Source organism: Paracoccus zhejiangensis (assembly GCF_002847445.1).
Lineage (GTDB): Bacteria > Pseudomonadota > Alphaproteobacteria > Rhodobacterales > Rhodobacteraceae > Paracoccus > Paracoccus zhejiangensis.
Genome location: NZ_CP025431.1, coordinates 24,629 through 49,311, shown reverse-complemented (window position 1 = coordinate 49,311; position 24,683 = coordinate 24,629). Strand labels below are relative to the sequence as shown.

Genomic DNA, 24,683 nt, shown 5'->3' with positions numbered 1-24,683 from the left:
TCCCCGATGACCGCGCAGACCCCTCGCAGAACGACAATCGCGGTTGCCGGGCTTGGCCATGTCGGCCTGTCGAACGCGGTGCTGCTGGCGCAGAACCATCGGGTCCGGGCGCTGGATATCGACGCGGATCGCGTGGCACAGGTCAATGCGCGCCGCTCGACGGTCGAGGATGCGCTGGCCTCGCGCTACCTGGCCGAGAAACCGTTGGACCTGACCGCTGCTACCGATCCCGTGCAGGCGCTGACCGGGGCCGATTTCGTCATCATCGCCACGCCTACCGATTACGACCCGGGCAGCCACCGCTTTGACACCGCGTCGGTCGAGGCGGTGATCGGCGCGGCGCGGCGTCTTGCCCCGCAGGCGGCCATCGTCATCAAATCCACCCTGCCGGTCGGCTTTGTCACCCGGATGCGGGCCGAGACCGGCCATGACGGCATCTTCTTCGTGCCCGAGTTCCTGCGCGAAGGCAGCGCACTTCAGGACAACCTCTATCCCGCGCGCATCGTGGTCGGCGATCGCGGCCCCGCCGCGCGCCGCTTTGCCGCGCTGATGGTCGAGGGCGCTATCCGCAAGGACATGCCGGTGCTGTTCACCGGGGCTGAAGAGGCCGAGGCGATCAAGCTTTTCGCGAACACCTATCTCGCGCTCCGGATCGCCTACTTCAACGAGTTGGACAGCTATGCCCTCAGCCACGGGCTGAACCCCCGCGAGATCATCGAGGGCGTCGGCCTCGACCCGCGGATCGGCGATCATTACAACAATCCCGGCTTCGGCTATGGCGGCTATTGCCTGCCCAAGGATACCCGGCAATTGCTGGCCAATTACAAGGGCGTGCCGCAAAGCCTGATCTCGGCCATCGTGCAGTCGAATACCACGCGCAAGGATTTCATCGCCGAACAGATCGCGGCGCGGCAGCCGCGCGTGGTCGGCATTTTCCGGCTGGCGATGAAGGCGGGAAGCGAAACCATCCGCAACAGCTCGGTCCTGGGGATCATGCGGCGGATCAAGGCGAAAGGCATTGAGGTCATCGTCTACGAGCCGGTGCTGACCGAAGGGATGTTCTTCGGCAGCTGCGTGATCCGCGATCTCGACGCCTTCAAGGCCGAGGCCGACCTGATCCTCGCCAACCGCCACAGCCCGCTTCTGTCCGATGTCGCTGGCAAGGTTTATAGTCGGGATCTGTTCGGGACCGGTTGAGCGGTTAGTAGGGAAACAGCAGGCTGAAATCCAGCAGGCTGTTCTGCTTCAGCCATTGCTGGGTGCGCTGTTCCACCGCATCGCGCCGGGCCTGCGACAGTTGCGGCTCGATCTCCTGCAGCAGCTCGGTCGCGTCAGCGACCAGCTTCTCGCCGTCGGTGTTGCGCATGGAATTGCCGGCCTCGGCGCCGATCCACAGGTAGAAGGCGGCCGTGTCCAGGTCGACCTCGCCGAAATCGCCATCCTTCCAGCTGCGGGCCAGCTGCCACAGTGCCCAAGAATAGCCCCGCTCGGCCGACAGCTCCAACAGTTCGCGGGCGCGAACCGGATCGGCCAGCTCGTCGCCCTTGGGGTCCAGCAGCATGCGGCCCAGATGATAAGGCGCGAAGGCATTGCCGCGATCGACCGCTGACTGGTACAGCGTCATGGCGCGGGCGCGGTCTTCCCCTACCCCCAGCCCGTCGCGATAGACCCGCGCCAGATTGGCGATCGCATTGCCATAGCCGACCGAAGCCCCGCGCTGATACAGTTCCAGCGCCTTGGCATCGTCCTGCGGGACATAGGTGCCGGTGCGATAGAGATTGCCCAGGTGGTCGAGAGAATTGGGATAGTTCTCCTCGGCCGACAGGTTCAGCCAGCGCAGCATCTCGGGATAGGACTGCGGCACGCCCCAGCCTTCCTCGTAAAGCTTGGCCAGCGCCTTGCGGGCATCGACCACGCCATCCAGAGAGGCCTGGAAATAGAAACTCGCCGCCAGGCTGTCATCGGGCGCCACGCCGCGAGCATTGCGATACATGTAGCCCAGGTTGCGGCTTGCGGCGCCATAGCCCGCCGCCGCCGCGCGTTCGTAGAAGCGCAGGGCGTCGTCGAAATTCTCGGCAATATCCAGCGCCCGGGCCAGCAGGAAGGACAGCCGCGGATTGTCGGGGTCCTGTGAAAGGGCGATGGAACAGTCGCGGATGGCGTTGCGGGTATTCACCAGGCCCCAGGGTACGCCCGGCGCGATGCGCTTGGGGTCCAGCGGGTCCGAGACCCATGTGTCGCAGGCCGTGATGGTGAAGGGCGCGCCTTCCGGCGACACGACATCGATCTGTACTGGCGGCGTCGGCTCGACCTGTTCGGCCAGCAATTCCTGTTCGCGCTGCAGCGCGATGTTGCGCGCGGGCGAGTCGGCATAGGCGGTCACGAAGGCCTCGAAATCGCCGGGATCGTTGCTGCGTGCGATGGCCCGCCAATGCACCGCCTGGATCGGGTCCAGCCCGTCCAGCTGCGCCAGTTCGGCCGGGCTTTCCTCGATGCTGGCATTCAGCACGATGCCGGGCGGCAGCGAGCCCGAGACCCAGGGCAGTTGCAGCCCGTCGGTCGCGCTGCGCACCTTGTAGCGCACGGTGCGGAACAGGTCGTAAAGCTCCAGCCCCGGCGTGTTCAGCGCCGAGACCAGCGCCCCGGTATAGGGGCTGTTCGGCCCGTTGCCATCGCGGGCCACGTCACCGGCCAGCGTGGCATAGGCGATCAGGCTGTTGCCCTGGGTGATCAGGCCGGCGAGACCATTGCCCACCACCTCGTCGGCATCGCCAAGCGGGTAGTTGCGGCAGGCATCCAGAATGACGATCCGGGTGGCGTCCGGCACGGTCTCGAGATTTTTCAGGATCTCGTCGCTGCCAAGGGCGGTCTCTTCGACACGAACCCCTTTCGTCGGCACGAAATCGATCGGCAACAGCCAGTTCACATTGTTCTTCTGCACCGCATGACCGGCATAGAAGAACAGCAGCATCGCATGGTCCGGCACATCCTCGAGCGCGTAGTCCAGATGATCCCGCATCTGCTGCAGGTTTCCGTCTTCAAGCGCATGGACCTTGAACCCCAGCTCGGCCAGCACATTGCCAAGGGCGCGGACATCGTTGACCGGATTGGGCAGCGACAGCCCGCTGCCATAACCGGAATTGCCGATAAGGATGGCGATGCGCGCCTGAGCCTCGGTTTCGCCGCGCGCCGTCTGGAACAGGATGGCCACGCAGAGCAACGTCAGTGCGAGGATTTGCCCCAGGTATCGTGCAAGCTGCGTCAAGCCCGATACCCCTTGCCTAGTAAGCCTCGATCCCTCGGGTCGCCGAAGCGGCAGGTGCAGAGGGCGCCAGCCCGGCCGGCGCGCCATCGACCAGCGTCGAGCGCCGGGTCAGCAGCACGATGTCACGGAAGGCGGCATTCGCCTCGGGCGACAGCGGATAGGCCTCGATGAATTTCTCAAGTGCTGCAATCGACCCGGCCTGCTTGGCCTGACGATAGGCATTGGCCGACGCGCTCTGCGCCTCGACCCTGGTGACGCCCGCAGCGGTCAAGGCGATGGACGAGGCCATCGCAGCCCGAAGGAAGTTTATAACCCTGGTCCAGCGCGCCATTGAATGCTTCCAATATTGACGGATCCGTGGCTAAATGAGCGAGATAAACTTAGCATAATCACCGCGATAAGAATAGGGGGAGTCATGTGCCGCCATTCTGCCATGATTGCGATTTTGCTTCTCGGTTCGGCCCTGCACCTCACGGGTTGCGCCGAAACCTCGACCTCGGGACCGGCGTCCATCTCGACGCCTGACGGCTCGCCTGCGGCCACGCTGTTGCCGGCGGTTGCGGGCCACGCGCGGATGATCGGCGCTAGTAGTCAGACGGTCGGCGATTCGGCCAGCATCGTCACCTATGGCGGCCCGCCGCGCGACTATATCGCCTGCAGCGGGGGGCCCGCGACACGGTCGATGATCCTCGACAGCCGCACGACGCTGACCGCCGATGGCCCGACCCTGCGCGCGGAAACCGCCTATCTGGTTACCTCCGCCGCAGCCGGGGGCGGGGCGCCGAATTCCGTCGCCTTCGGCACTACCGACAGCGGGCGTTTCGCCGATGGCACCGAATGCCGCGCCACCGGCCGTCTGGAGAATGCGCTGCTGGGGCGAAAATGACCGTTCAGGGACCGGTTCCGACTGCCCCGCCGGCATCGCCAGAGGCGGAGCCGGAGACAGACCCGGTCTGGCGCAGGGCCTTCGAACTGATCCGCAGCCGCGCCTGGCACTGGCGCAGCGGTCGCCGCCTGACCCGATCCGCAGCCGGCTATATCGAGCCACGCCCCTATTGCGACCGGCTGCTGGCCGAGGCGCTGTCGGACCGGTGCTTCCTCGACACCGCTCATCGCGCCGCCTTCTTCGATTGGGCCTGCGCCCAACCCGGGATCAAGGTGCTTGTCCCGGTGCTGGCGGCCCATGACCTGATGGCGCGGGGCGACAGCACCGCGGCGATCACCCATCTGACCCTTGCCATGGCGCTGGATCAGGAAGACCTCTACGCGCAGGAGATGTGGTTCGCGGCGCATGGCCGGCCGATCCGGCCCGTTGATCCGGCCAAGCGGTTCTGCCCGAACCCGTTCGAGCGGCTGGAAAGCGGGTCGCAGAACCGGCTCAGGTTCTGCTGCCCGGCCTGGCTTCCGAACCCGGTCGGCTCGCTCGAGGATGCCACCGCTGAGGCGATCTGGAACTCGACCGCCGCGCAGGACATCCGCGCCTCGATCCATGATGGCAGCTATCGCTATTGCTCGCGGATGCACTGCCCGATGTTCAGCGACGATCTTCTGCCCAGGGTCGAGTCGATCCGCAACCCGGTGCTGCAACAGATCCAACGGGACAAATCGACGGTGATCCCACCAAAAATCCGGCGGATCAGCCTGTCCCATGACCGCTCCTGCAACCTGACCTGCCCCTCCTGCCGGACGAAACTGATAATCGCCGACCGGGCCGAGAATACCCGGCTGGACGCGCTGACCGACAAGGCCCTGCTGCCGCTGCTCTTGGCGTCGGAAAAGGTCGTCATCACCGGCTCGGGCGATCCCTTTTCCAGCAAGCATTACCGCAATGTGATCCGACGCCTGACCGCGCGCTCCGACGGCCCGAGGATCGACCTGCAGACCAACGGGTTGCTGCTGGCGCGGTCATGGGACGAACTGGGGCTAGACGGCCATGTCGGACAGGTGCTGGTCTCGATCGATGCCGCCAGCAAGCCGACCTACGAGGCGATCCGGCGCAATGGCGTCTTCGAGGATCTGCTGGCCAATCTCGATTTCCTCAGCACCCTGCGCCAACAGGGGCGCGTCGCCTATGTGCGGCTGGATTTCGTGGTTCAGGCGCTGAATTTCCGCGAGATGCCGGCGGCGGCACGGCTGATGCGCGGCTATGGCTTTGATTGCATCAAGTTCCAGATGCTGCGCTCGTGGAACACCTGGAGCGCCGAGGACTTCCGCCGGCACCATGTCGGCCATCCCGACCATCCCGACCATGCCGAATTCAGAAGCGTCCTGCGCGACCCCGCGCTCGACCGGCCGGATGTCTATTGGTTCGGTTTCTATGCCGAGCCTTCGCCGGGGATCGAGCTGTCGAACAGGTCGCTGCCCGGCGCGGTGCCCTCGAAAGGTGATGCCCGCCACGCCGCCAGCCGCGCGTGACCGCCCCGCCCCAGCGCCATGATGCGTGTGGGCAGCCATTTCCGCCGGATGATCGACAGGCGGCGAGCAATGACCATCTCGGCATCGCGGTCCGGCCGCAGCACCCGGCGATAGGTCTCGACCGGCGGGATATATTCGAATGCGATCCCGGCCGATCTCAGCGCCGGGATATGGTCAAGGTCGTCGATCAGCGCGATCGGCGCGATGGCCTTGTCCTGTTTCAGCCGCGCCAGCATCTCGACAAATCGCGCCGCCTCGGCAGCATCGCTCGGCCCAAAGACAAAGATCATCCGCTCGGCACTGCCCGGCGCGGCACGATAGGGTTGCAGATAGGCGGGCTTTTCGGACGGCGGCGGTGCGGCGCCATTGGCCTTGGGCTTCGGCCGTCGCGGCGCCTCGAACGGGCGCAGCACCTGCAGGCCGTAATCGCCCCATGACCAGCGATAGAGGTTCTCGGCCTTGCGGCTTTCCTGAAAGAACACCCGCGACATGCCGATCTCGGAATCCTGCGCGTCCTGGATGACCAGGTTGGGATAGGCGGTGAAACACCGGTCGCGGAAGATCCGCTTGGCCTCTTGCAGCGGGCCGATGTCGAAGGGCAGGTCGGGGGTCCCGGCGCGCTCCAGCACCGCCCGCAGAGCCGGTCGCCGCAGCGCCACCGCATGGGCGGCGAAGGACGAACCGTTGCATCTGTAGAGATGCTGCGAATGCCAGTCGATCCTGCCTTCGTCCCAATGCGTCTGCATCGCGCCCAGTTGCAGGATCTGCCAGTCGGTCGGCAGTTCGCTTTTCAGCCTTGGCCACAGCTCGATGCTGTCGCGGTGAAACAGCACGTCATCCTCAAGGATCAGCAGGCTTTCGACCCCGTCCGCCACCGCCTTCCGGATCACCGCGCGCATCGACAGGAACAGCCCCCAGGCCCCGGCGGTGGCGATGCCTCGTTCCTTGCGGGTGCTCTCGAAAAACGCCACGCGCGCGGCATGGGGCTTGTCGCCCTGATAGAAGTCGCGCCAGTCCGTGACCCGGCGGCCCGGATCGCCCGCTACCGCCGGGCTGGTCAGATAGGTCTGCCATTCGGCGGCGACCTGCGGGGTTTTTCCATCCGCCGCACTCTGGCGCTGATGCTCGATTCCCAGCATGGCCAGCTGTTTCGCCACGCTTGACATTCGATCCGGCCTGCGGTCGAGATTGATGACGACGACCCTTTCGAACGCGTCGCCGAATATCGAAGTCACCGCCAATTCCTTTCAGGATTTCCCGTCTTTATCCAAGACTTGCCAAGGATGGATGGTATCGATCATGCCTTCGGACTCTTTCGATATCATTGTTGTGACCGACCCGCGATTTCAAGGGGGAACCGGCTCGGCGGTTGCCGCCGAAATAGCGGCGGCCTTGCGCGGTGGATATTCGGTCGGGCTTCTCTGCTATGAGGCCGCCAATATCCGCCAGCCCTTTCCCTGCAATGCCCGGCTGCAGCGGCTGATCGACCGGCTCGAGCTTCAGCTGATCGCGCCCGGCAGCCGGGTCAACTGCCGGCTGGCGATCCTGCACAACCCCCATGCCGCCGGGCTGCTGCCGCTGCTGCCCTTGGGGATCAGCGCCGAGCGGCGTCTGGTCGTGCTGCATCATCCGCCGGTCGATGGCTTCGGCGCGCCGGCCTATGACCTCGCCGCCGTCATCCGCAATGCCGAGGAGATCCTGGCGGGACCGGTGGAATGGGCGCCCGTCGGCCCCGCCGTGCGCGCGGCCTTTCGCGGCCTTGCGGATGCGCCCCTGCTGCGGCCGGATGACTGGGCGAATGTCCTCGATTTCGACCGGTGGCGACACCTGCCGGGCCCGCGTTCCAGGGATCGCATCACCATCGGCCGGCATTCGCGCGCCGACCTGCGCAAGTTTCCCGCCAGCCGCGATGCCTTCCTGCAGATCTATGGCGAAGACCCGGGCATCGACGTCGATCTGCTGGGCTGTCCGCCCGAATTGCAGGCCATGCTGGCACCGCTGCCGTCGCACTGGCGGCTGCGGCCCTTCGGGGCGTTGCCCGTCCGCGACTATCTCGATGGGCTGGATGTGTTCGTCTATTACCACCGCCCGGACTGGATCGAGGCCTTCGGCTATGCCGTGATTGAGGCGATGGCGCGCGGGGTGCCCTGCCTGCTGGCGCCCTCGCTGGCTCCTAGTTTTGCCGATGCCGCCCGGATCGAGCCGCCCGAATCCGCGCGAACCGCCGCCCGCGAACTGGCCGAAGCCCCCGGTGCGGCCCGTCAGGCCGGCCATGATCTGGTCCAGTCCCGGCACAGCTTTCCGGCGGCCATCGCCCGGCTGCGCGACCTCATCGGCGCTCCGCATCGCGCGTCAGCGCCGCCTCGTCCGCCGAAAGACGTGCCCGAGACCGGCGTCCTGCTGATCTCGACCAATGGCGTCGGCATGGGTCACCTGACCCGCACCATCGCCATCGCCCGGCGGCTGCACGCGCCGTTCCGCCCGGTGATCGTCAGCATGTCCCATGGTGCGGCGGTGGCGCAGGATTTCGGCCTGCATGTCGAATTCATCCCCTATCACAACTATCTGGGCGCCGATCAGCAGGTCTGGAACCTCGCATTGCGCGATGAACTGACCGCCCTCATCGACGCCTTCGATGCCCGTGTCGTGCTGTTCGACGGCAACAGCCCGTTCAACGGCCTGATCGATGCGCTGTCACAGCGCCCGCATGTCTGGTCGATCTGGAGCCGCCGGGGCATGTGGCCGGCCCATTCGGGGGCGAATTCCGGGGCCGAGTTCATGCGGCGCGAAAGCAGCTTCGATGCGGTGCTGGAACCTTTCGATCTCGCCTCGGCCTTCGACATCGGCCCCACCGCCAGCAGCACGTCCAGGACCCGGCAAGTCGGGCCGGTTCGCCTGCTCGATCCCAATCAACAACTGTCCCGCGCCCGCGCCCGGGCCGAGCTTGGTCTGGACGCTGATGCCACCATCATCCTGATGCAGCTGGGCGGCGGCAATAATTTCGACATGCGGTCCTGCCGCGATCTGGTCTTTCGCTTCCTCGGCGGGCGTCCGGGCGTGCAGATCGCCATGGCGCATTGGAAGATCTCGACCGATCCCGAGCCGGTCGTCCTGCCGCCGAACGGGCGGATCTTCTCGATCTACCCGATCTCGCGCTATCTCAACGCCTTCGATGCGATGGTTTCGGCCGCCGGCTATAACAGCTTTCACGAGGCGACCGAGGCTGCCATTCCGGCCATCTACATCCCGAACGAGAACCCCAGCCAGGACGACCAGCGCGCCCGCGCCGGCTTTGCCGCCCGGCACGGCGCGGCAATTCTTGCGCTACGCGACAATCCCGAAGCCCTGATCGCCGCGCTGCACGAAATTCTGGACCCTGAACGCCGGACTGCCATGTCGCAGGCCGCCCGCACCCTTGGCCACCCGAACGGCGCCATCGCGGCGGCGGGGCTGATCCGGCAACTGGGCCTCACCCAACGCGGCGGCAGGCCGGGGGTGACGGCGGGGGTTGCGCTGCCGTAGCAGAGGGATTGCGGTCGGGCGGCAGCGCCCCTGCTTGGCTCAGCGGATGAACCGATCCACGTAATCCGCGCCCAAGCCCACTTCGGCATAGTGTTTGCGGCACATGTCGATCTTGGTGAAGACGTCTTCGTAGCCGGTTACCTTGCCCCAGGGATCCACGTAGCACATCACCCCGTTCACCTGGAACAGGGTGATCATCTCCTCGACATCCTCGGGGACCACAAGCGTATGGGTTTCGCCGGGCGGCTCGAAGACATAGCCGCCCTCTTCGGCGACCCAGTCATGTTCAAGGTAGTGCCACCGGCCCTTGATGACATAGCCATGCACCGGCGCGGGATGGCGGTGCCGCGACAGCACGCCCGCCTTGCGCACCTTCAGCAGGTTAACCCAATAGCCCGACCCGACATTCAGGCAGAGCGGCCGAAACCAGACATTCTCGGCCTGTGGCACCCAGACTCGTTCGTCGGTGGGCTGGGCATCGGGAATGACGATATCGGCCTGTGCCTCGGCTGGCATGGCCAGCTGATAGGGCATGCGCTTCAGGTCCTGCTCGCTGTTCGTGTCACTCATGGAAGCTGTCCTTACATCACGCCAAAGGTATTCATCGCGTCTACCGCGCTCATGCCCGAACGGATGGCCTTTTCGACCTCGCCCTCGGTTTCGGCCTTTTCCAGCGCGCGGCGGATCGCCTCGGCCTCGGCCTCGCGCGGGATCACCAGCACCCCCTCGGCGTCGCCGAAGATCAGGTCGCCGGGCTGGATCGCGACGCCGCCGATCTCGAGTCCGCAGCGGAAATCGATGACCTTGCCGCGCGGGCCCTGGTCCTGCGCATAGACGCCGCGTCCGAAGGCCGGGAATCCAAGCGCCCTGATGCCGCGGGAATCGCGGATATACCCGTCGAGCACCGCGCCCGCCGCGCCCAGGTGGATCGCCCGCGCGGACATCAGTTCGCCCCAGAGCGCGTAGTTCATCGAGGCGCCGGCGGCGATATAGACCTCGCCCGCGCGCAGGTTGTCCAGCGCCTCGAGCATCAGGCCGAAGGGTTTCGCGGTCAGCGGACCGGCGGCCCCGTCGGCGGTTCCGAAAACATCGGCCTCAAGCACCGGCATGGCGCGGCCGGCGATGACGTGGGACGGGTCAAGCGGCGCGATACCCGCCGGCAGGAATTGCCGCATCAGGCCCATCTGGTCCAGCACGTCGCCCACCACGGCCGTGAAAAGCCGGGTTTTCATCAGGGCGAACAGGCTGGCATCGTCGTCGTAAAGTTTGGTCATGGCAATCTCCTCAGGCAGCCGAATAGCCGCCATCCACGGGCAGGATGGCGCCGGTTACGAAAGCGGCCCCGGGTGAGGCCAGAAACAGGGCGGGGCCGACCAGGTCCTCGGCGCGGCCCCAGCGGTTCATCGGCGTGCGCGCCATCAGCGCGGCGCTGCGCGCGGGGTCGTCCTGCAGCGCCTCGGTCAGTGCCGTCGCAATCCAGCCCGGGGCCAGCGCGTTCACGCGGATGCCATCTCCGGCCCATGCAATCGCCAGAGAGCGGGTCAGCTGCGCGATCCCGCCCTTCGACGCCGAATAGGCCGGCGCCACCCCGCTGCCGAAATAGCTGAGCATCGAGGCGATATTGATGATCGCGCCACGCGTCGCGGCCAGCAGCGAACGGGCGGCGGCACTGGTCCTGAGCGCGCCGGTCAGGTTGATGTCGATGACATCGGCAAAACCCGCGGGAGTGAACTCCTCGCCGCCGCGCCGGATCACCCCCGCCGCGTTCACCAGCACGTCCAGTTGCGAAAGCTGTCCGAAGAAGTCCGAGACCGCCGCATCATCGCGCACGTCCAGAAGCCGGTCCTCGATCCCCGGCGTGGCACCGACCGGGGCATGTCCGGTTGCGAGGACGCTGTCGCCGGACGCGGCAAAGCCCTGGGCGATGGCGCGGCCGATGCCGCCCGAGCCACCGATGACAACCACCACGCGGCTCATGCCCCGGCCTCCGTCCCGGTCCGGCGCCGTCGCAGGGCGGACCAGGCCATCGCCGACCAGACGATCAGGGTCAGAACCCCCAGCGTGCCCGCGATGGGTCGCTCGAAGAAGGGCAGCAGGGTGCCATTGGACTTGATCAGTGATTGCATCATGTTCTCCTCGATCAGCGGACCGAGGATCAGGCCAAGGATCATCGGCGGCAGGGGAAAGCCGTTCTCTTCCAGCAGGAAGGCCAGCAGCCCGACACCCAGCATGATCCAGATGTCGAACACGGCATTGTTCGAGGCAAAGGCACCGATCACGCAGAAAAGCAGGATGGCCGGGAACATCACCGGCTGCGGCACCGCCATGACCCGTCGTGCGGCCAGAACCGCCATCAGGCCAAGCGGGATGATCAGCAGATTGGCGAGGATGAAGATGACGAAGACCGCGTCCACCATGCCGGTATTGGTCACGAAGACCATCGGCCCCGGGGTGATCCCTTTCATCATCAGCACGCCGATCAGGATCGCGGTGATCGTGTCGCCGGGAATGCCGAAGACCAGCGCCGGCACATAGGCCCCCGACAGGGCGGCGTTGTTGGCGGCCGAGGCGTTGACGATGCCCTCGGGATAGCCTGTGCCATAGCGCTGTGGCTCGCGCGAGAATTTCTTCGACAGGGCATAGGTGACCCAGGAGGCGATATCGGCGCCCGCGCCCGGCAGCGCACCGATCACCGCACCGATGCCGGAACTGCGCGCGATGCCTATGCGCCAGCGCCACATCGCCTGCCCGACACCGCGGATCATCGCGCCCAAGCGGACCGGTGGGACCGCCGGAAGGGGCACCGGGTCGGCCATGCGGCGAAGGATCTCGCCGATGGCGAACATGCCGATCAGCACCGGGATGATCGAGATGCCGGCGATCAGCGGTGTCTCGCCAAAGGTAAAGCGCCGGCTGCCCATGACCACGTCGATGCCGATGGTGGACAGGAACAGGCCCAGTGCCAGCGCCAGCAGCCCCTTGACCGGCGAGGCGTTCGACACCAGCACCGCGCAGCTGAGGCCCAGCAGCGCCAGCCAGAAATACTCGTAGCTCGAGAACCCCAGCGAGAAGCGGGCAATCTGCGGCGCGCCGATGATCAGCACGGCGACCCCGATCAGCCCGCCAAGGGCCGAGCAGAACAGGTTCACCCCAAGCGCCAGCTCGAGCTTGCCCTGCTTGCGCATCTTGTAGGCCTCGTCGGTATAGGCGGCCGAGGCGGGCGTGCCGGGAATGCGCATCATCGCGCCCGGGATGTCGCCCGCGAAGATGGCCATGGCCGAGGCGGTGACGATGGCGCCGATGGCCGGGATCGGGTCAAGAAAGAAGGTGATCGGCACAAGCAGCGCCGTGCCCATGGTCGCCGTCAGGCCGGGGATCGCCCCGATCAGCAACCCGTAGATCGCGGCGCCGATGATGATGGCCAGGGTGCCAGGCTGGAACACGGTGACCGCGGCGGTAAGAAGCTGGTCCATGCGCGACCTCTCAATAGATCAGCCGGGCAAGAAGCCCGAGGGGCAGGGGCACCATCAGGATGCGCGCGAAAAGCAGCCAGACCCCGGCAGAGATCGCGCCGCCGAGGATCAGCGACAGCAGGGGGCGGCCGGTGGTCAGCCACAGCAGGGCGACCATCATCGCCGGCACGAGCAGCGGGAAGCCGATGGTCTGGCCAAGCAGGGCATAGAGCAGCACGAAGAGGATCGTCGCCCCCGCGCGCCGAAGCGCGTCACGCTGCGCGAGCCAGGGTTGCAGGGCCGCGATCGGCCCATCGGCCAGGTACCGCAGTCCCGATACCATCAGCACCGCGCCACCGACCGCCATGATCGCCGCGACGATCAGGGGAAAGGTGCCCGCGCCGATGACGGTGCCGGACATGCGTGGCATGGTCAGCGCTTCCGCCCCGATCCACAGCGCAAGGACAAGGAAGAACCCGCCCAGAAGTGCGTCGTTCAGCTTCATCGCGCGCCCCCTTCCGGGGACGCGCCAGGAAGGCGGCAGGTCATTGCTTCAGGCCCAGGGCCTCGATCACCGAGGCGTTGGTCGTTGCCGCCTCGGCCATGAAGCTGCCGAACTCGCCCGCGGGCAGGTAGCGCATGCCGAAACCGCGATTCTTCATGAACTCCTGGAAGGCGGCGGTGTCATAGGCGGTCTTCACCGCCTCCTCGAGCTTGGTGACCACGGCGGGATCGGTGTCCTTGGGCGCCACGATCCCGCGCCAGGTGCCGCCAACCGAGGCAATGCCGGTCGCCTCTTCCGCGGTCGGGATGTCGGGATAGGCCTCCAGGCGTTCCGCCGACAGCACCGCCAGCGTCTTCACCAGCCCTGCATCGCGCATCGGCTGCGCCTCTGGCAGCGACGAGGGCACGACCTCGACCCCGCCTGACACGAGTTCCTGGAAACCGGGGGCCGCGCCCTGGCTGGGCACGACGGTCAGCGCGGTGGGATCGACACCATTGGCCTGCATGAAGCTGGCGAAGGCTAGGTGATAGGCGGCGCCGACCGGAAAGCCCGAGGCTTTGTACTTGCCCGGATTGGCGCCGATATCTGCCAGCGCGTCCTTGGCGTTCTCCCAGGGACTGTTGGCGGCGACATTGAAGGACGAGGCATCGAAGTTCACCAGCGCCACCGGGGCCATGCCCTCGGACGAGATGCTGGAAGATCCGATGGCGGCGTAGGTGGTGATCTCGGCGGTGGCGAGGCCGATCGTATAGCCGTCGGGCTCGGCCTCGATCATGGCGGAATGGCCGATGATGCCGCCCGCGCCTTCCCGGTTGACGACGTTCACCGGCTGACCCAGTGCGGTCTGCATTTCCTGCGCCAGGATGCGCGCCACCGCATCGGTCCCGCCGCCCGCCGACCACGGCACCAGCATGGTGATCGGACGTTCGGGGTATTCCGCGAATGCAGGTGCTGCCATCACGGTCAGCGCAAGCACTGCCTTGGTTGCGATTCTCATGGCTTCTTCTCCTCCTCTTCAGCCGTTCCCCCGTCTTGTCGGGGGGTATTCAACATCTCGTCGGTGTCCTGACGGGCATGGGCGACCAGTTGGCGCATCATGCCGGCGGCGGCTTCGGCATCGCCGGCGAGGATCTCCCCCGTGACCGCGCCGTGGTTCTCGAGATTGCCCTCGAAATTCCCGTCGCGCAGGTTCAGCATCCGAAGCTGGCTGCGCAGCGCGTGGACCAGCCCGGCCATGGTCGCGACCAGGAAGCGATTGTTCGCGGCCTCGGCCACGGCGACGTGCCACGAAAGGTCGATATCGACCTTTTTCGGAATCTCGGTGGTGCGAGCCAGCCCGCACATGGCGTCATAGGCGTGTTGGATCGCGGCCCGCTGGCCCTTGTCCGCGCGGATCGCCGCCTCGGCCGCCGCGACGGGTTCGATGGCCGCGCGCATGACCAGGATCTCGTCCAGAAAGGTCCGGTCGGTCCACAGGGCCGGGCCGATCCAGTCGATCACATCCTTGTCGAGCATGTTCCAGCGCGCGCGCGGCAGCACGATGGTGCCACGGCGCGGCGCGATCTCGATCAGCGCCTTGGCCGACAGCGCCTTCATCGCCTCGCGCAGGGTATTGCGGGACACCTGGTAGTGCCCAGACAGCTCGGCCTCGCGGGGCATGGCAACGCCCGGGGGAAACTTGCCGCTGATGATGTCGCCACCGATCCGCCGCGCGACAAGCTGCGCACGCGAGGTCCAGCTGCCATTCCCCTCCATCGCATCGGCCTCCCCTCCGATTGGTAGGATGAATATGGAGGGGTGCCGGCGATTCTGTCAAATGGTTTTGGTAGGATCAATTCGCGATGGTAGCCGAACCCGATTTGACACCCCCCGTCACGTCACCGTCAGCACCCTCGCCGCCGGAAAACCGCGGCTGATGCCGGCGATCCAGCCGTCGACCCGGGTTTCCGCCACCAGCGCAACCACCGAGCCGCCCCAGCCGCCGCCGGTCTGGCGGGCGCCGAGGGCGCCGAGGGCCAGCGCGGCCTCGGCCAGGGCGTCGGTCTGGGGCACGGTGATCTGGTAATCGTCGCGCTGCGAGGCGTGGCTGTCGATCATCAGCCGCCCGAACTCTGCCGCGTCGCCGGCCCGCAGCGCCGCCAACCCATGCAGGGTCCGGTTGTTGTCGCCGAGGACGTGGCGGGTGCGGCGGTTCAGCGGCTCGGGCAGCGCCTCGATCCGTGTGCCGTCCGCCGGCCCCAGATCGCTGAGCATGTCCACGCCCAACGCATCGCAGGCGGCGCGGCATTCGGCGACGCGGGTGGCATAGCCATCTTCGGTCAGCTGATGGCTGACGCCGGAATGGACGATGACGAAGCGGTGGGCGGGCAGGGCGGGGGCGGGGGCATGCTCCAGCGTCCGGGTGTTCAGGAACAGCGCCTCGCCGGGGCGTCCGACGGAGGAGGCGAACTGGTCCATGATGCCGCAGGGCATGCCGACGAACTCATTCTCGACCGCGCGGGCCATCCGGGCGATCTCGACCGGGCAGGCGGGCTTGCCGAAGAGGCCGGCGGCGGCGCGCAGGCTGGCGACCTCCAATGCGGCGGAACTGGAGAGGCCGGCGCCCATCGGCAGGGTGGTCATCAGCGCGGCGGACAGGCCGGTTTCGCGGATCTCGGCTTCCGCCATCGCCTTGAGGCTGCCCAGAAGGTAATCCGACCAGCGCCCCTCTGCCGCGTCGCCGATATGGCGGGTCTCGGTCGCGTCGAGCGAGCCGGAATAGGCCTCGACCACGCCCGGTGCGGGGCCACGCCCCAGCGCCACCGCGACACCAAGACCGTTCAGCGCCATCGGCAGCACATAGCCGCCATTGTAGTCGGTATGTTCGCCCAAAAGGTTGACCCGCCCGGGGGCGTAGGCGGTCACCTCGGGGTCACCGCCGAAGTGGGCGCGATAGGCGATGGCGACGGCGGCCAACTGTTCCCGGTCGCTCATCTTGCGGCTCCGGCGCGGCTGGTCGATTTGAAATGCTGGTCGGGCAGGCTGCGCAGCCGCTCGGCCGCCTGTTCGGGCGTCAGGTCGCGCTGCGCCTCGGACAGGAGTTCATAGCCGACCATGAACTTGCGCACCGTGGCCGAACGCAGAAGCGGCGGATAGAAATGGGCGTGGAGCTGCCAGTGATCCCATCGGCCGGCAGCTGTCGGCGCGCCATGCCAGCCCATGGTGTAGGGAAACTCGGTTTCGAAGAGGTTGTCGTAGCGGCTGCAGAGCCGGCCCAGCAGGTCGGCCAGCCCGTCCCGCTCGGTCCCGGTCAGGTCGGGCAGGCGCAGCACGTGGCGGCGGGGCAGGACCAGCGTCTCGAATGGCCAGACCGCCCACCACGGCACCACGGCGATCCAGTCGTCATTCTCGATCACCACACGCTCGGCCTGCGCGCTTTCGGCGGCGGCGTAATCGACCAGTAGCACCGTGCCGGTTTCGGACAGGTGGCGCCGCTGGCACTCGTCCTCGCGGGCGACCTCGTTCGGCAGGAAATCCGAGGCCCAGATCTGGCCATGGGGATGGGGCTGCGAACAGCCCATGATCGCGCCTTTGTTCTCGAAGATGGCAACCCAGTCATAGGCCGCGCCGAGATCCTCGATCTGGTCGGCCCAGCAGTCGACGACCTTGCGGATGCCCGGGGTGCCCAACTCGGCCAGCGTCAGGTCGTGGCGTTCGGAGAAGCAGATCACCCGCGCCGTGCCGCGCACATTGGCGGCGCGGAACAGCGGATCGCCCTGCGTGCCGCCGCTGGGGTTGTCCGAGAGCAGAGCCGGGAAGTCGTTCTCGAAGACGTAAGGCCCGCGATAATCGGGGTTCACCGCGCCGGAATTGCGGCGGTTGCCGGCGCAAAGGTAGCAGCCGGGATCATGCGCCGGGTGCTGGGTGATCGCGGCGCTTTCCTGTTTGCCCTGCCAGGGGCGCAGGTTGCGATGGGGCGAGACCAGCACCCATTCACCCTTCAGCGGGTTGAAGCGGCGATGCGGGGCCTCGGAGGGGAAGGGGGTGATGGTCATGGAATGCCTCGGGGTCAGAGGGAAGCGAAGGGGCCGTAGGCCGGCGCCTGGTGCCAGCGCCATGCGCTGTCGATGATGGTCTCGAGTTCGCCGTATTGCGGCTGCCAGCCCAGCACCTCGCGGGCGCGGCGGCTGTCGGCGACAAGGATGCCGGCATCTCCGGGGCGGCGGCCGGTCATGGCAAAGGGGATCTCGCGCCCGGTGACGCGGCGGGCGGCCTCGATCACCTCGAGCGTGGTGAAGCCATTGCCATTGCCGAGGTTGAAGACATGCGCCCCGGTCTCGTGATTCATGAAATCGAGCGCCTTCAGATGGGCCGAGGCGAGGTCGCTGACATGGACGTAATCGCGGATGCAGGTGCCGTCGCGGGTGGGGTAGTCGCTGCCGAAGATGGCCAGCCCCTCGCGCTTGCCCAGTGCCGCCAGGAGGACCAGCGGCACCAGATGGGTTTCGGGCTGATGCGCCTCGCCGATCTGGCCCGAGGGATGGGCGCCGGCGGCGTTGAAATAGCGCAGGCTGACCGAGCGCAGCCCGTGGGCGGTCGCCATGTCGGCCAGCATCTGTTCGGTCATGCGCTTGGACCAGCCATAGGGGTTGATCGGCGCGAGCGGGTGGGTCTCGTCGATCAACTCGGTCAGCGGGCTGCCGAAAACTGCTGCGGTCGAGGAGAAGACCAGCCGGTCAACGCCGGCGCGCCGCATGGCGTCGAGCAGGTTCAGCGTGCCGCAGACATTGTTGCGGTAATAGCGGTCGGGTGCGGCGACCGATTCACCCACGGCGGTCAGCGCGGCGAAATGGATCACCGCATCGACCGGATGCCGGGCGAAGAGATCGGCCAGGTCGGCGGGGTTCAGGAGGTCGCCTTGCACCAACTCGACGCCGGGAATGGCCGCAGCATGGCCCTGGCTGAGATTGTCGAAGACCACCACCTGGTGGCCGTGGTCCCTGAGGAGCCGCACCATATGCGAGCCGATATAGCCCGCGCCGCCGCAGACGAGGATGTTGCGTGTCATCTCATAGCCTTTCGTTTTCGGGATGAGCGCCGCCCGAGGGCGGTCAGAGCCGCTCGGCTTCGACCACCCACATCGTTGCGGGCCAGGACAGGGGCAGGTTAACGCCGCGCGACATCAGCGCCGCACCCGACAGGGTGATCTCGCCCTGTTCCAGCGCGACATGGCCGCGCGACTGCGGCGGGCGATCCTCGGGGTTCAACAGCCGCAGGCGATAGCGGGAATCGGGATCGAGCCCGGTCAGCCGCTGCGCCAGCGGCAGGGACTGGGCCGAGGTGGCGTGACGACCGACGAACAGCACGAAGCGGCTGCCATCGGCGGCGATCTGCATTTCCGAGATGACCGCCGGGTCGGCACTGTCCAGCGGCAGGGTGTCGCCCGCCATGCGCCAGTCGCGCGTGTCCTTCCACCAGCACGTCACCCGCGTCAGCGTCTCGGCCTCGGCTTCGGTCAACTCGCCCGGGTCCATCTCAAAACCCATGTGGCGCTGCGCAGCCACCCAGGCGCGGAAGGCGATGGGCAGGTTGCGGCCCGAAGAATGGCTGTCACGCGCGCCGACATGGCTGCCGGTCACCGCAGGCGGCAGGAACAGCGCGGCGTCGTGCTGCATTCTCAGCCGTTCGATCGCGTCGTTGGAATCGGACAGCCAGACCCGGTGGGTATGGGCGAGGATGCCGATATCGATGCGCCCGCCACCCGAGGCGCAGCTTTCGATCTCGACCGCCGGATGGGCCGCGCGCAACCGGGCCAGCAGGTCATAGATGCCGTCGGCCTGGGCCGCATCGGCGATCGGCAAGAGCCGATTGTGGTCCCATTTCAGGTAGTCGATCTTGTGGCTGCCAAGCAGCGAATCCAGTGCGTCGAACAGGTAATCGCGCACTTCGGGCCGGGCGATGTCCAGCACATATTGGTTGCGACCGGTTACCTGATCCTCGCGCCCCAGGATCCAGTCGGGATGCGCGCGATAAAGATCGCTGTCGCGGTTGATCATTTCCGGCTCGACCCAGAGGCCGAAGGACATGCCCAGGGCATGAACCTTGTCGATCAGCGGGTTCAGACCGTCCGGCCATTTCCGCCGGTCGATGGTCCAGTCGCCAAGCGAGCTGGTGTCGTCGTCGCGCCGGCCGAACCAGCCATCATCCAGCACGAAGCGTTCCGCCCCCAGCTTTGCCGCGCGTTCGGCGATCTCGGACAGCTTTTCCAGCGAATGGTCGAAATAGATTGCCTCCCAGCAATTGTAATGCACCGGGCGCGGGCGGGCGGGGTCGGGCCAGGTGACCACATGGTCGCGGATATGGCGTTGATAGGCGCGGGCAATGCCGGCCTCGCCGCCGGTCGAGAGGGCCAGAACCAGATCGCCCGAATGGAAGCGCGTTCCCTTGCGTTCGGTGCCCGAGGCCTTGCCCATCTGCAGCTGCCGCCGCCCGTCGGGCAGCGCCTCGGCGACGAAGCGATGCCCGCCGGACCAGCCGAGTTGCAGCCCGTGGACCACGCCGCCGGTCTTGCTTGCGCCGCGGGTGGGGATCAGGGCAACGGGCGGGTGTTCATGGCCCGAGCGCCCCATGCGCGCCTCGCGCAGGCGGATGCCGTGGGACCAAGGGGTGACCTGGCGCTGATATTCGCGCAGCCAGGTGCCGTGCCAGTCGTGGATCTCGTCGGACAGAAGCGGCGCGGGCAGCACCGGGGCCGCGAGCCAATGGCAGAGCAGCGGGCGGTTGGATTGCAGTTCGGCGGAAGCGGTGATGACATCGCCGGCAGGGGTGAAGCGGGCCGTGTAGGTCAGCCCCAGATCGGTATCGGTGAAGTGCAGGGCGAGGGTGTCACCCGTCTCGGCGCGGTCAAAACGGAAGCGCGGGAAGATCGGACCGTTCTCGTCCGACAGCGACAGGCCCGGCTGACCCGGAAAGGGGGCCGATGCCTCGGGGCAGATCGACAGGGGCGCGACCCGGTCCAGCATCCCGCCGTTCAGGTCGATCTCGTGGTTTGCCGACAGCATGTCGAGGTCTTCGCCCGAGGGCAGGGCGGCGTCCCAATAGATCGCTTCGGCCATGCCGCCGTCGCGGATGCGCAGAACGAGGCTCTGCGAGGCTGTGTCGATGCGGTGAAAAATGGTCGTCATGAGAGAGGCTCCCGAAGGGGCTGGAGGGAAGTTTTGGCGATGTGGGGGGGCTTAGCGGCAGCGGTTGCCGTCAGCGTCGAAGAGATAGGCGCGCGCCGGATCGAAACCGGCGGTGATCGTCTGGCCGCCGGGGCGGACCTCGCGCGCATCGCCGAGTTTCATCACAAGGCGGGTGCCGCCGTCATCATGGGCATAGACATAGGATTCCCCGCCCAGATGCTCGACGATATCAGTGGTCAACCGCATCTGCGCCGTACCGTCCTGCGACAGGTGCTCGGGGCGGATGCCGACGGTCACCTCGTCGCCGACGGACAGCGCACGCTGCAGGTGCAGGGTGACCGGCTCGGCCGACAGGCTGTCGAGCCTGACCTGAACCGCATTGCCAGCGGTCTCGGTGACCGTGCCGGGCAGAAAATTCATCTTCGGGCTGCCGATGAAGCCGGCGATGAAGATGTTGTCGGGGTCGTCGTAAAGATCCAGTGGCCGGCCCACCTGTTCGATCCGGCCAGCGCGGAGCACCACGATCTTGTCGGCCAGCGTCATCGCCTCGACCTGGTCATGGGTGACATAGACGATGGTTGCGCCCAGTTCCTTGTGCAGACGGGCGATCTCGACCCGCATGTTCACCCGCAATTCGGCATCGAGGTTCGACAGCGGCTCGTCGAACAGGAAGACCTCGGGCTTGCGGACAATGGCACGGCCGATGGCGACGCGCTGGCGCTGGCCGCCGGAGAGGGCCTTGGGCTTGCGCTCGAGCAAATGGTCGAGTTGCAGGGTCTTGGCCGCGGCGCCGACGCGCCGGTCGATCTCGTCCTTGGGTGTCTTGTCGAAGCGCAGGCCGAAACCCATGTTCTCGCGCACGCTGAGATGGGGGTAGAGCGCATAGCTTTGAAACACCATCGCCACCCCGCGCTTCGACGGATCGACATCGTTCACCTCGCGCCCGCCGATCTCCAGCGTGCCCTGCGAGATATCCTCGAGACCGGCGATCATCCGCAGGAGCGTGGACTTGCCGCAGCCCGAGGGGCCGACGAAGACGCAGAACTCGCCGGATTCGACGGACAGGTTCACGTCATGGATGACATGGGCATCGCCATAGAGCTTGTTGACTTGCGTGAGTTCGAGACCGGACATGCGAGTATCCTCCCAGATGAGTTGGTGGCGTCAGAACAGCGAATTGACTTGCTCATTCGCCTCGGTCAGCACCTCGGCAGGTTCGCCGGCGCCCAGCATCACCCGGTCAAGGGCGGCGCTGATGATGGCGTCGATTTCGTTGCCGTAATCGGTGACGGGAAAGGGGAAGGTCGTCTCGGGCGTCGCCACGGCGGTGAAGGCCGAAACGTCGATGCCGCGCGCCTGATAGGCGGCCACGGTGCGCTCGACCTGATCGGCCTGCGCCGGGAAGACCACGCCGGCCTCGGCGACGATCGACTGGCAGTCATCCGAGCCGAGGAACTGCACCCATTTCCACGCCGCTTCCGGTGCATCGCTGCCCGACCAGATCGAATCCGCCAAGCCGTTGAACATCGACTTGCGCCCCTCGGGACCGGCGGGGACCGGGACATAGGCGACGGTGGGCTTGCTCTGGCTGTAAAGGCCGATCAGCCAGGAGCCGACGATGGTCATCGCGCCCTTGTCCGAGAACATCAGCGTTTCCGCGCCCAGCTTGCCGGTCTGTTCGACCGTGGGGGTAAAGTGGTGCACGCGCCCCAGGTCGCGCAGCCAGCCAAGGGCCGCGGCCACGCGCGGATCGTCGAAGTTATAGGCCGTGGCCCAGGGTTCGGCGATGAACTGCCAGCCGGTGCTGGCGGCGAGATAGCTCCACTCCGTTTCGCCCCCAAGACTGAGCGGATTGAGGACCAGCCCGAAGGTTTCGACCGAACCGCCGTCGAAACCCGCCTCGTCGCCGCGCTTGCCGCTGCCATCGAGCGTCAGTTTGGCGATGGTCTGCTGATAGGTTCCGCCATCCTCGGGGTTCCAGTTGAGATCGGCCAGATCGGCGAGGCTCAGCCCGGCGGCCTCGAGTTTCTCGGTATCGACGCCAAGGGCCACGGTGGCCCAGTCCTTGGGCAGTCCATAGGTGGCGCCGTCACGCGACCAGTTGTCCAAGAGGCCGGGCATATAGCCGGAGGTGTCATAACCGGCTTCCTCGATCAGCGGCGCCAGATCCACGATCACCTCGTTGGCGGACATTTCCGGCAGGCGGGTGACGTGATTGACAAAGACATCCGGCGCATCGCCCGAGATCATCGCGGTGGTCAGCGCGGTCCAGTACTGGTCCCAGCCATTCTGGGTGATCTCGATCTTGATCTCGGGGTTCGCCGCCTCGAAGGCCGCGGCGCATTGCTGGTAGACGGGGGCCTGCTGGCCGTCCCACATCCAGTATTGGATGGTTTCCTGGGCGCTGGCGGCGGCCGGCAGGGCCACGGTTTCGGTCAGCAAGGCAAGGATGGTGCGGTTCATGTGTCTCTCTCCCAAGTTACGGAAATCAGGTCATTTCATGCCGCTGGTCTGCAGCGACTCGACGATGCGGCGGCCAAAGAAGATCAGAAGGAACAGGACCGGGATGATCGACAGCATCACCGCCGCCATGAGGCCGGTCCAATCGGGCTGGCCCTGACCCGACTGGCTTTGGAAATTCGCCAGCGCCACGGCCATGACCTGCGTGCCCTCGCCCTGTCCGACGAGGAAGGGCCAGAAGAAATCGTTCCACGCCTGGATCGACAGAAGGATCGCCAGCGTTGCCATCGGCCCGCGCTGCAGGGGCAGCGCGATGTGCCAATAGACCTGGAACCAGTTCAGCCCATCCAGCCGCGCGGCTTCCTCGAGCTCCTTGGGCGTCGTCAGGAAGAACTGGCGCAGGAAGAACACCGCGAAGGGCAGCATTAGGATGCTGGGGGCGACCATGCCGGCAAAGCTGTTCAACAGGCCAAGCTGACGCACGAGGACGAAGTTCGGGATGAACAGCACGATCGAGGGGATCATGGTCGCGGCGATGATCGCGTAGAAGATCGTGTCGCGGCCGGGGAAACGCAGGCGGGCGAAGGCATAGGCGGCCATCGACGAGAAGAACAGCTGCCCGGTCACCAGAAGCCCGGTGTAGATGATGCTGTTGCGGAGCGCGATCATGAAGTTGATCGGTGCGCCGCTGCTGGCCGGCGGCTCGACACTGCTGGGCAGGCCCAGCACGCGGGGGAAGTTCCCGAAGGTCCAGCGGTCCAGTCCCAATTGGTCGGCGGTGGAAAACACGTCCGAGGGAAAGGTGATCGCGGTTTTGAAGGCCATCCAGATCGGCAGAAGCGAGACGGTGCAGATCACGGCAAGAACGGCGTAGCCTGCGGCTTTTTGCGGGGTGATTGTCCTGAGCATGGCGGTCTCCTTAGCCCAAGTCCGACTGGTCGCCGCGCAACAGGCGCATCTGCAGCAGCGTCACCAGGATGAGGATCACAAAGAGCACCATCGACATCGCCGAGGCATAGCCCATGCGGCTGAACTTGAAGGCGTTTTCGTAGATGTACCACAGCACCGCGCGGGTCGAGTCGGCCGGTCCGCCCTGGGTGGTCACCGCGATCACGTCGAAGATCTGGAACGAGCCGACGACGCTGGTGACCAGAACGAAGACCAGCACCGGGCGCAGCAGCGGCAGGGTGATCAGCCGGAACATGGCAAACTCGGATGCCCCGTCCAGACGCGCGGCCTCGTAGAGATCGCGCGGGATGGATTGCAGCCCGGCATAGAAGAGAAGCGCGGTAAAGCCGACATGGCGCCAGATCGAGATCGCCGCCACCGAGACCAGCGACTGATCGGGCGAGCTGAGGAAGGCCTGCGGGCCGATGCCGATGAGGCCGAGAAAGCTGTTGGTCACGCCGATCAGCGGGTCGAGCATCAACAGCCAGACCAGACCGGCAACCACGTTCGAGATCAGGTAGGGCGCGATGATCATCGCGCGAAAGGTCACCGATTTGGCCAGCCGGTCGGCCAGCACCGCGATCAGCAAACCAAGCGCGGTCTGCACCGGGATGTTGTAGGCGACGTAAAGCAGGGTGATCCACATGGAATCCCAGAACTGCCCGTCGGCCCAGAGCTTGGTGTAATTCTCGAGCCCCACCCATTTCGCCGGGCGCATCAGGTTCCAACTGGTCATGCTGATCTGCGCCGCGCGCAGCGTCGGCAGGACATAGAACAGGATCAGGCCGATCAGCGCCGGCAGGATGAACAGGTAGCCGACGATGGCCTCCTTGCGGCGCAGGGCGCTGCGGCGGCGGCTTTCGGGCATGCTTTCTCGATGCGACACAAGGTCGGCTCGCGCGGTCATGATTTCCCCTCCCGTGAGGTGCTGCGATGCGCCGAAAGCGGCTCGG

At 66.4% G+C, this 24,683-nt stretch carries 22 protein-coding genes; 4 read left to right on the top strand and 18 right to left on the bottom strand.

Annotated elements, in window-relative coordinates:
- The first annotated feature begins 6 nt into the window (after positions 1-6).
- A complete protein-coding gene (locus CX676_RS19595) occupies positions 7-1,197 on the top strand; it encodes a nucleotide sugar dehydrogenase (protein ID WP_101754487.1) in 1,191 nt (396 codons plus the stop codon).
- A gap of 4 nt (positions 1,198-1,201) precedes the next feature.
- Here CX676_RS19595 and CX676_RS19590 read toward each other — a convergent pair whose 3' ends face one another.
- Together CX676_RS19590 and CX676_RS19585 are read right to left on the bottom strand one after the other, a co-directional pair.
- Positions 1,202-3,265 carry a caspase family protein gene (locus CX676_RS19590; protein WP_198590379.1) on the bottom strand — a complete coding sequence of 688 codons (2,064 nt, stop codon included), beginning with the start codon at positions 3,263-3,265 and terminating at the stop codon, positions 1,202-1,204.
- Positions 3,266-3,281: 16 nt separating this feature from the next.
- Positions 3,282-3,554, bottom strand: a complete 273-nt coding sequence (locus tag CX676_RS19585) for a hypothetical protein (protein ID WP_101754485.1) — start codon at positions 3,552-3,554, stop codon at positions 3,282-3,284.
- Positions 3,555-3,698: 144 nt separating this feature from the next.
- On the opposite strand from CX676_RS19585, the gene CX676_RS19580 reads away from it, so the two are divergent.
- On the top strand, positions 3,699-4,151 hold the full coding sequence (locus CX676_RS19580; protein WP_157936007.1) for a hypothetical protein: 453 nt from the start codon (positions 3,699-3,701) through the stop codon (positions 4,149-4,151).
- Entirely contained in the window at positions 4,148-5,680 is a 1,533-nt protein-coding gene (locus CX676_RS19575; protein ID WP_101754483.1) for a radical SAM protein, read from the top strand. The genes CX676_RS19580 and CX676_RS19575 overlap by 4 nt, the downstream gene beginning before the upstream one ends.
- Here the strand turns inward: CX676_RS19575 and CX676_RS19570 are convergent.
- A complete protein-coding gene (locus tag CX676_RS19570) occupies positions 5,581-6,915 on the bottom strand; it encodes a glycosyltransferase family 25 protein (RefSeq protein ID WP_157936006.1) in 1,335 nt (444 codons plus the stop codon). The two genes, CX676_RS19575 and CX676_RS19570, sit on opposite strands and share 100 nt — an antisense overlap.
- A gap of 157 nt (positions 6,916-7,072) precedes the next feature.
- Between CX676_RS19570 and CX676_RS19565 the strand changes: the two genes are divergently transcribed.
- The gene (locus CX676_RS19565; RefSeq protein ID WP_157936005.1) at positions 7,073-9,202 is read left to right on the top strand and encodes a glycosyltransferase; all 2,130 of its coding nucleotides are present in this window, start codon (positions 7,073-7,075) and stop codon (positions 9,200-9,202) included.
- Between the two features lie 39 nt (positions 9,203-9,241).
- On the opposite strand, the gene CX676_RS19560 is transcribed toward CX676_RS19565, so the two are convergent.
- The 15 genes from CX676_RS19560 to CX676_RS19490 all read right to left on the bottom strand — a co-directional run bounded on the left by CX676_RS19560 (position 9,242) and on the right by CX676_RS19490 (position 24,637).
- Positions 9,242-9,772: a 2,4'-dihydroxyacetophenone dioxygenase family protein gene (locus CX676_RS19560; RefSeq protein WP_101754480.1), complete on the bottom strand. Its 531-nt coding sequence runs from the start codon at positions 9,770-9,772 to the stop codon at positions 9,242-9,244.
- A gap of 11 nt (positions 9,773-9,783) precedes the next feature.
- Complete coding sequence (locus CX676_RS19555; protein WP_101754479.1) at positions 9,784-10,476, bottom strand: RraA family protein; 693 nt, start codon at positions 10,474-10,476, stop codon at positions 9,784-9,786.
- 10 nt (positions 10,477-10,486) lie between these two features.
- Complete coding sequence (locus tag CX676_RS19550; protein ID WP_101754478.1) at positions 10,487-11,179, bottom strand: SDR family oxidoreductase; 693 nt, start codon at positions 11,177-11,179, stop codon at positions 10,487-10,489.
- Positions 11,176-12,675 carry a tripartite tricarboxylate transporter permease gene (locus tag CX676_RS19545; RefSeq protein ID WP_101754477.1) on the bottom strand — a complete coding sequence of 500 codons (1,500 nt, stop codon included), beginning with the start codon at positions 12,673-12,675 and terminating at the stop codon, positions 11,176-11,178. The genes CX676_RS19550 and CX676_RS19545 overlap by 4 nt, the downstream gene beginning before the upstream one ends.
- Positions 12,676-12,685: 10 nt before the next feature.
- A complete protein-coding gene (locus CX676_RS19540; RefSeq protein WP_101754476.1) occupies positions 12,686-13,159 on the bottom strand; it encodes a tripartite tricarboxylate transporter TctB family protein in 474 nt (157 codons plus the stop codon).
- Between the two features lie 40 nt (positions 13,160-13,199).
- A complete protein-coding gene (locus CX676_RS19535) occupies positions 13,200-14,156 on the bottom strand; it encodes a Bug family tripartite tricarboxylate transporter substrate binding protein (protein WP_101754475.1) in 957 nt (318 codons plus the stop codon).
- On the bottom strand, positions 14,153-14,914 hold the full coding sequence (locus CX676_RS19530; protein ID WP_101754474.1) for a FadR/GntR family transcriptional regulator: 762 nt from the start codon (positions 14,912-14,914) through the stop codon (positions 14,153-14,155). Before CX676_RS19530 ends, CX676_RS19535 begins: the two co-directional genes overlap by 4 nt.
- A gap of 117 nt (positions 14,915-15,031) precedes the next feature.
- Positions 15,032-16,132 (bottom strand): galactokinase, encoded by a 1,101-nt coding sequence (gene galK / locus CX676_RS19525; RefSeq protein ID WP_101754473.1) that lies wholly within the window; start codon positions 16,130-16,132, stop codon positions 15,032-15,034.
- A complete protein-coding gene (locus tag CX676_RS19520; protein WP_408634500.1) occupies positions 16,129-17,193 on the bottom strand; it encodes a UDP-glucose--hexose-1-phosphate uridylyltransferase in 1,065 nt (354 codons plus the stop codon). Before CX676_RS19520 ends, galK begins: the two co-directional genes overlap by 4 nt.
- Positions 17,194-17,207: 14 nt before the next feature.
- Positions 17,208-18,206: a UDP-glucose 4-epimerase GalE gene (galE, locus tag CX676_RS19515; RefSeq protein WP_101754472.1), complete on the bottom strand. Its 999-nt coding sequence runs from the start codon at positions 18,204-18,206 to the stop codon at positions 17,208-17,210.
- 43 nt (positions 18,207-18,249) lie between these two features.
- Positions 18,250-20,322, bottom strand: a complete 2,073-nt coding sequence (locus tag CX676_RS19510) for an alpha-galactosidase (RefSeq protein WP_101754471.1) — start codon at positions 20,320-20,322, stop codon at positions 18,250-18,252.
- 51 nt (positions 20,323-20,373) lie between these two features.
- Positions 20,374-21,456, bottom strand: coding sequence for an ABC transporter ATP-binding protein (locus CX676_RS19505; RefSeq protein ID WP_101754470.1), 1,083 nt, complete (start codon positions 21,454-21,456; stop codon positions 20,374-20,376).
- 30 nt (positions 21,457-21,486) lie between these two features.
- On the bottom strand, positions 21,487-22,785 hold the full coding sequence (locus tag CX676_RS19500; RefSeq protein ID WP_101754469.1) for an ABC transporter substrate-binding protein: 1,299 nt from the start codon (positions 22,783-22,785) through the stop codon (positions 21,487-21,489).
- A gap of 30 nt (positions 22,786-22,815) precedes the next feature.
- On the bottom strand, positions 22,816-23,691 hold the full coding sequence (locus tag CX676_RS19495) for a carbohydrate ABC transporter permease (RefSeq protein ID WP_101754468.1): 876 nt from the start codon (positions 23,689-23,691) through the stop codon (positions 22,816-22,818).
- A gap of 10 nt (positions 23,692-23,701) precedes the next feature.
- Positions 23,702-24,637: a carbohydrate ABC transporter permease gene (locus tag CX676_RS19490; RefSeq protein WP_232816702.1), complete on the bottom strand. Its 936-nt coding sequence runs from the start codon at positions 24,635-24,637 to the stop codon at positions 23,702-23,704.
- Positions 24,638-24,683: the final 46 nt, after the last annotated feature.

Excerpts from the sequence above, each read along its gene's own strand:
- CX676_RS19505 (WP_101754470.1), bottom strand. The coding sequence starts at position 21,456 with ATGTCCGGTCTCGAACTCACGCAAGTCAACAAGCTCTATGGCGATGCC.
- CX676_RS19535 (WP_101754475.1), bottom strand. The coding sequence starts at position 14,156 with ATGAGAATCGCAACCAAGGCAGTGCTTGCGCTGACCGTGATGGCAGCA.
- CX676_RS19490 (WP_232816702.1), bottom strand. The coding sequence starts at position 24,637 with ATGACCGCGCGAGCCGACCTTGTGTCGCATCGAGAAAGCATGCCCGAA.
- galK (WP_101754473.1), bottom strand. The coding sequence starts at position 16,132 with ATGAGCGACCGGGAACAGTTGGCCGCCGTCGCCATCGCCTATCGCGCC.
- CX676_RS19555 (WP_101754479.1), bottom strand. The coding sequence starts at position 10,476 with ATGACCAAACTTTACGACGACGATGCCAGCCTGTTCGCCCTGATGAAA.
- CX676_RS19540 (WP_101754476.1), bottom strand. The coding sequence starts at position 13,159 with ATGAAGCTGAACGACGCACTTCTGGGCGGGTTCTTCCTTGTCCTTGCG.
- CX676_RS19560 (WP_101754480.1), bottom strand. The coding sequence starts at position 9,772 with ATGAGTGACACGAACAGCGAGCAGGACCTGAAGCGCATGCCCTATCAG.
- galE (WP_101754472.1), bottom strand. The coding sequence starts at position 18,206 with ATGACACGCAACATCCTCGTCTGCGGCGGCGCGGGCTATATCGGCTCG.
- CX676_RS19550 (WP_101754478.1), bottom strand. The coding sequence starts at position 11,179 with ATGAGCCGCGTGGTGGTTGTCATCGGTGGCTCGGGCGGCATCGGCCGC.
- CX676_RS19500 (WP_101754469.1), bottom strand. The coding sequence starts at position 22,785 with ATGAACCGCACCATCCTTGCCTTGCTGACCGAAACCGTGGCCCTGCCG.
- CX676_RS19575 (WP_101754483.1), top strand. The coding sequence starts at position 4,148 with ATGACCGTTCAGGGACCGGTTCCGACTGCCCCGCCGGCATCGCCAGAG.
- CX676_RS19530 (WP_101754474.1), bottom strand. The coding sequence starts at position 14,914 with ATGGAGGGGAATGGCAGCTGGACCTCGCGTGCGCAGCTTGTCGCGCGG.
- CX676_RS19585 (WP_101754485.1), bottom strand. The coding sequence starts at position 3,554 with ATGGCCTCGTCCATCGCCTTGACCGCTGCGGGCGTCACCAGGGTCGAG.
- CX676_RS19495 (WP_101754468.1), bottom strand. The coding sequence starts at position 23,691 with ATGCTCAGGACAATCACCCCGCAAAAAGCCGCAGGCTACGCCGTTCTT.
- CX676_RS19510 (WP_101754471.1), bottom strand. The coding sequence starts at position 20,322 with ATGACGACCATTTTTCACCGCATCGACACAGCCTCGCAGAGCCTCGTT.
- CX676_RS19580 (WP_157936007.1), top strand. The coding sequence starts at position 3,699 with ATGATTGCGATTTTGCTTCTCGGTTCGGCCCTGCACCTCACGGGTTGC.
- CX676_RS19520 (WP_408634500.1), bottom strand. The coding sequence starts at position 17,193 with ATGACCATCACCCCCTTCCCCTCCGAGGCCCCGCATCGCCGCTTCAAC.
- CX676_RS19595 (WP_101754487.1), top strand. The coding sequence starts at position 7 with ATGACCGCGCAGACCCCTCGCAGAACGACAATCGCGGTTGCCGGGCTT.
- CX676_RS19545 (WP_101754477.1), bottom strand. The coding sequence starts at position 12,675 with ATGGACCAGCTTCTTACCGCCGCGGTCACCGTGTTCCAGCCTGGCACC.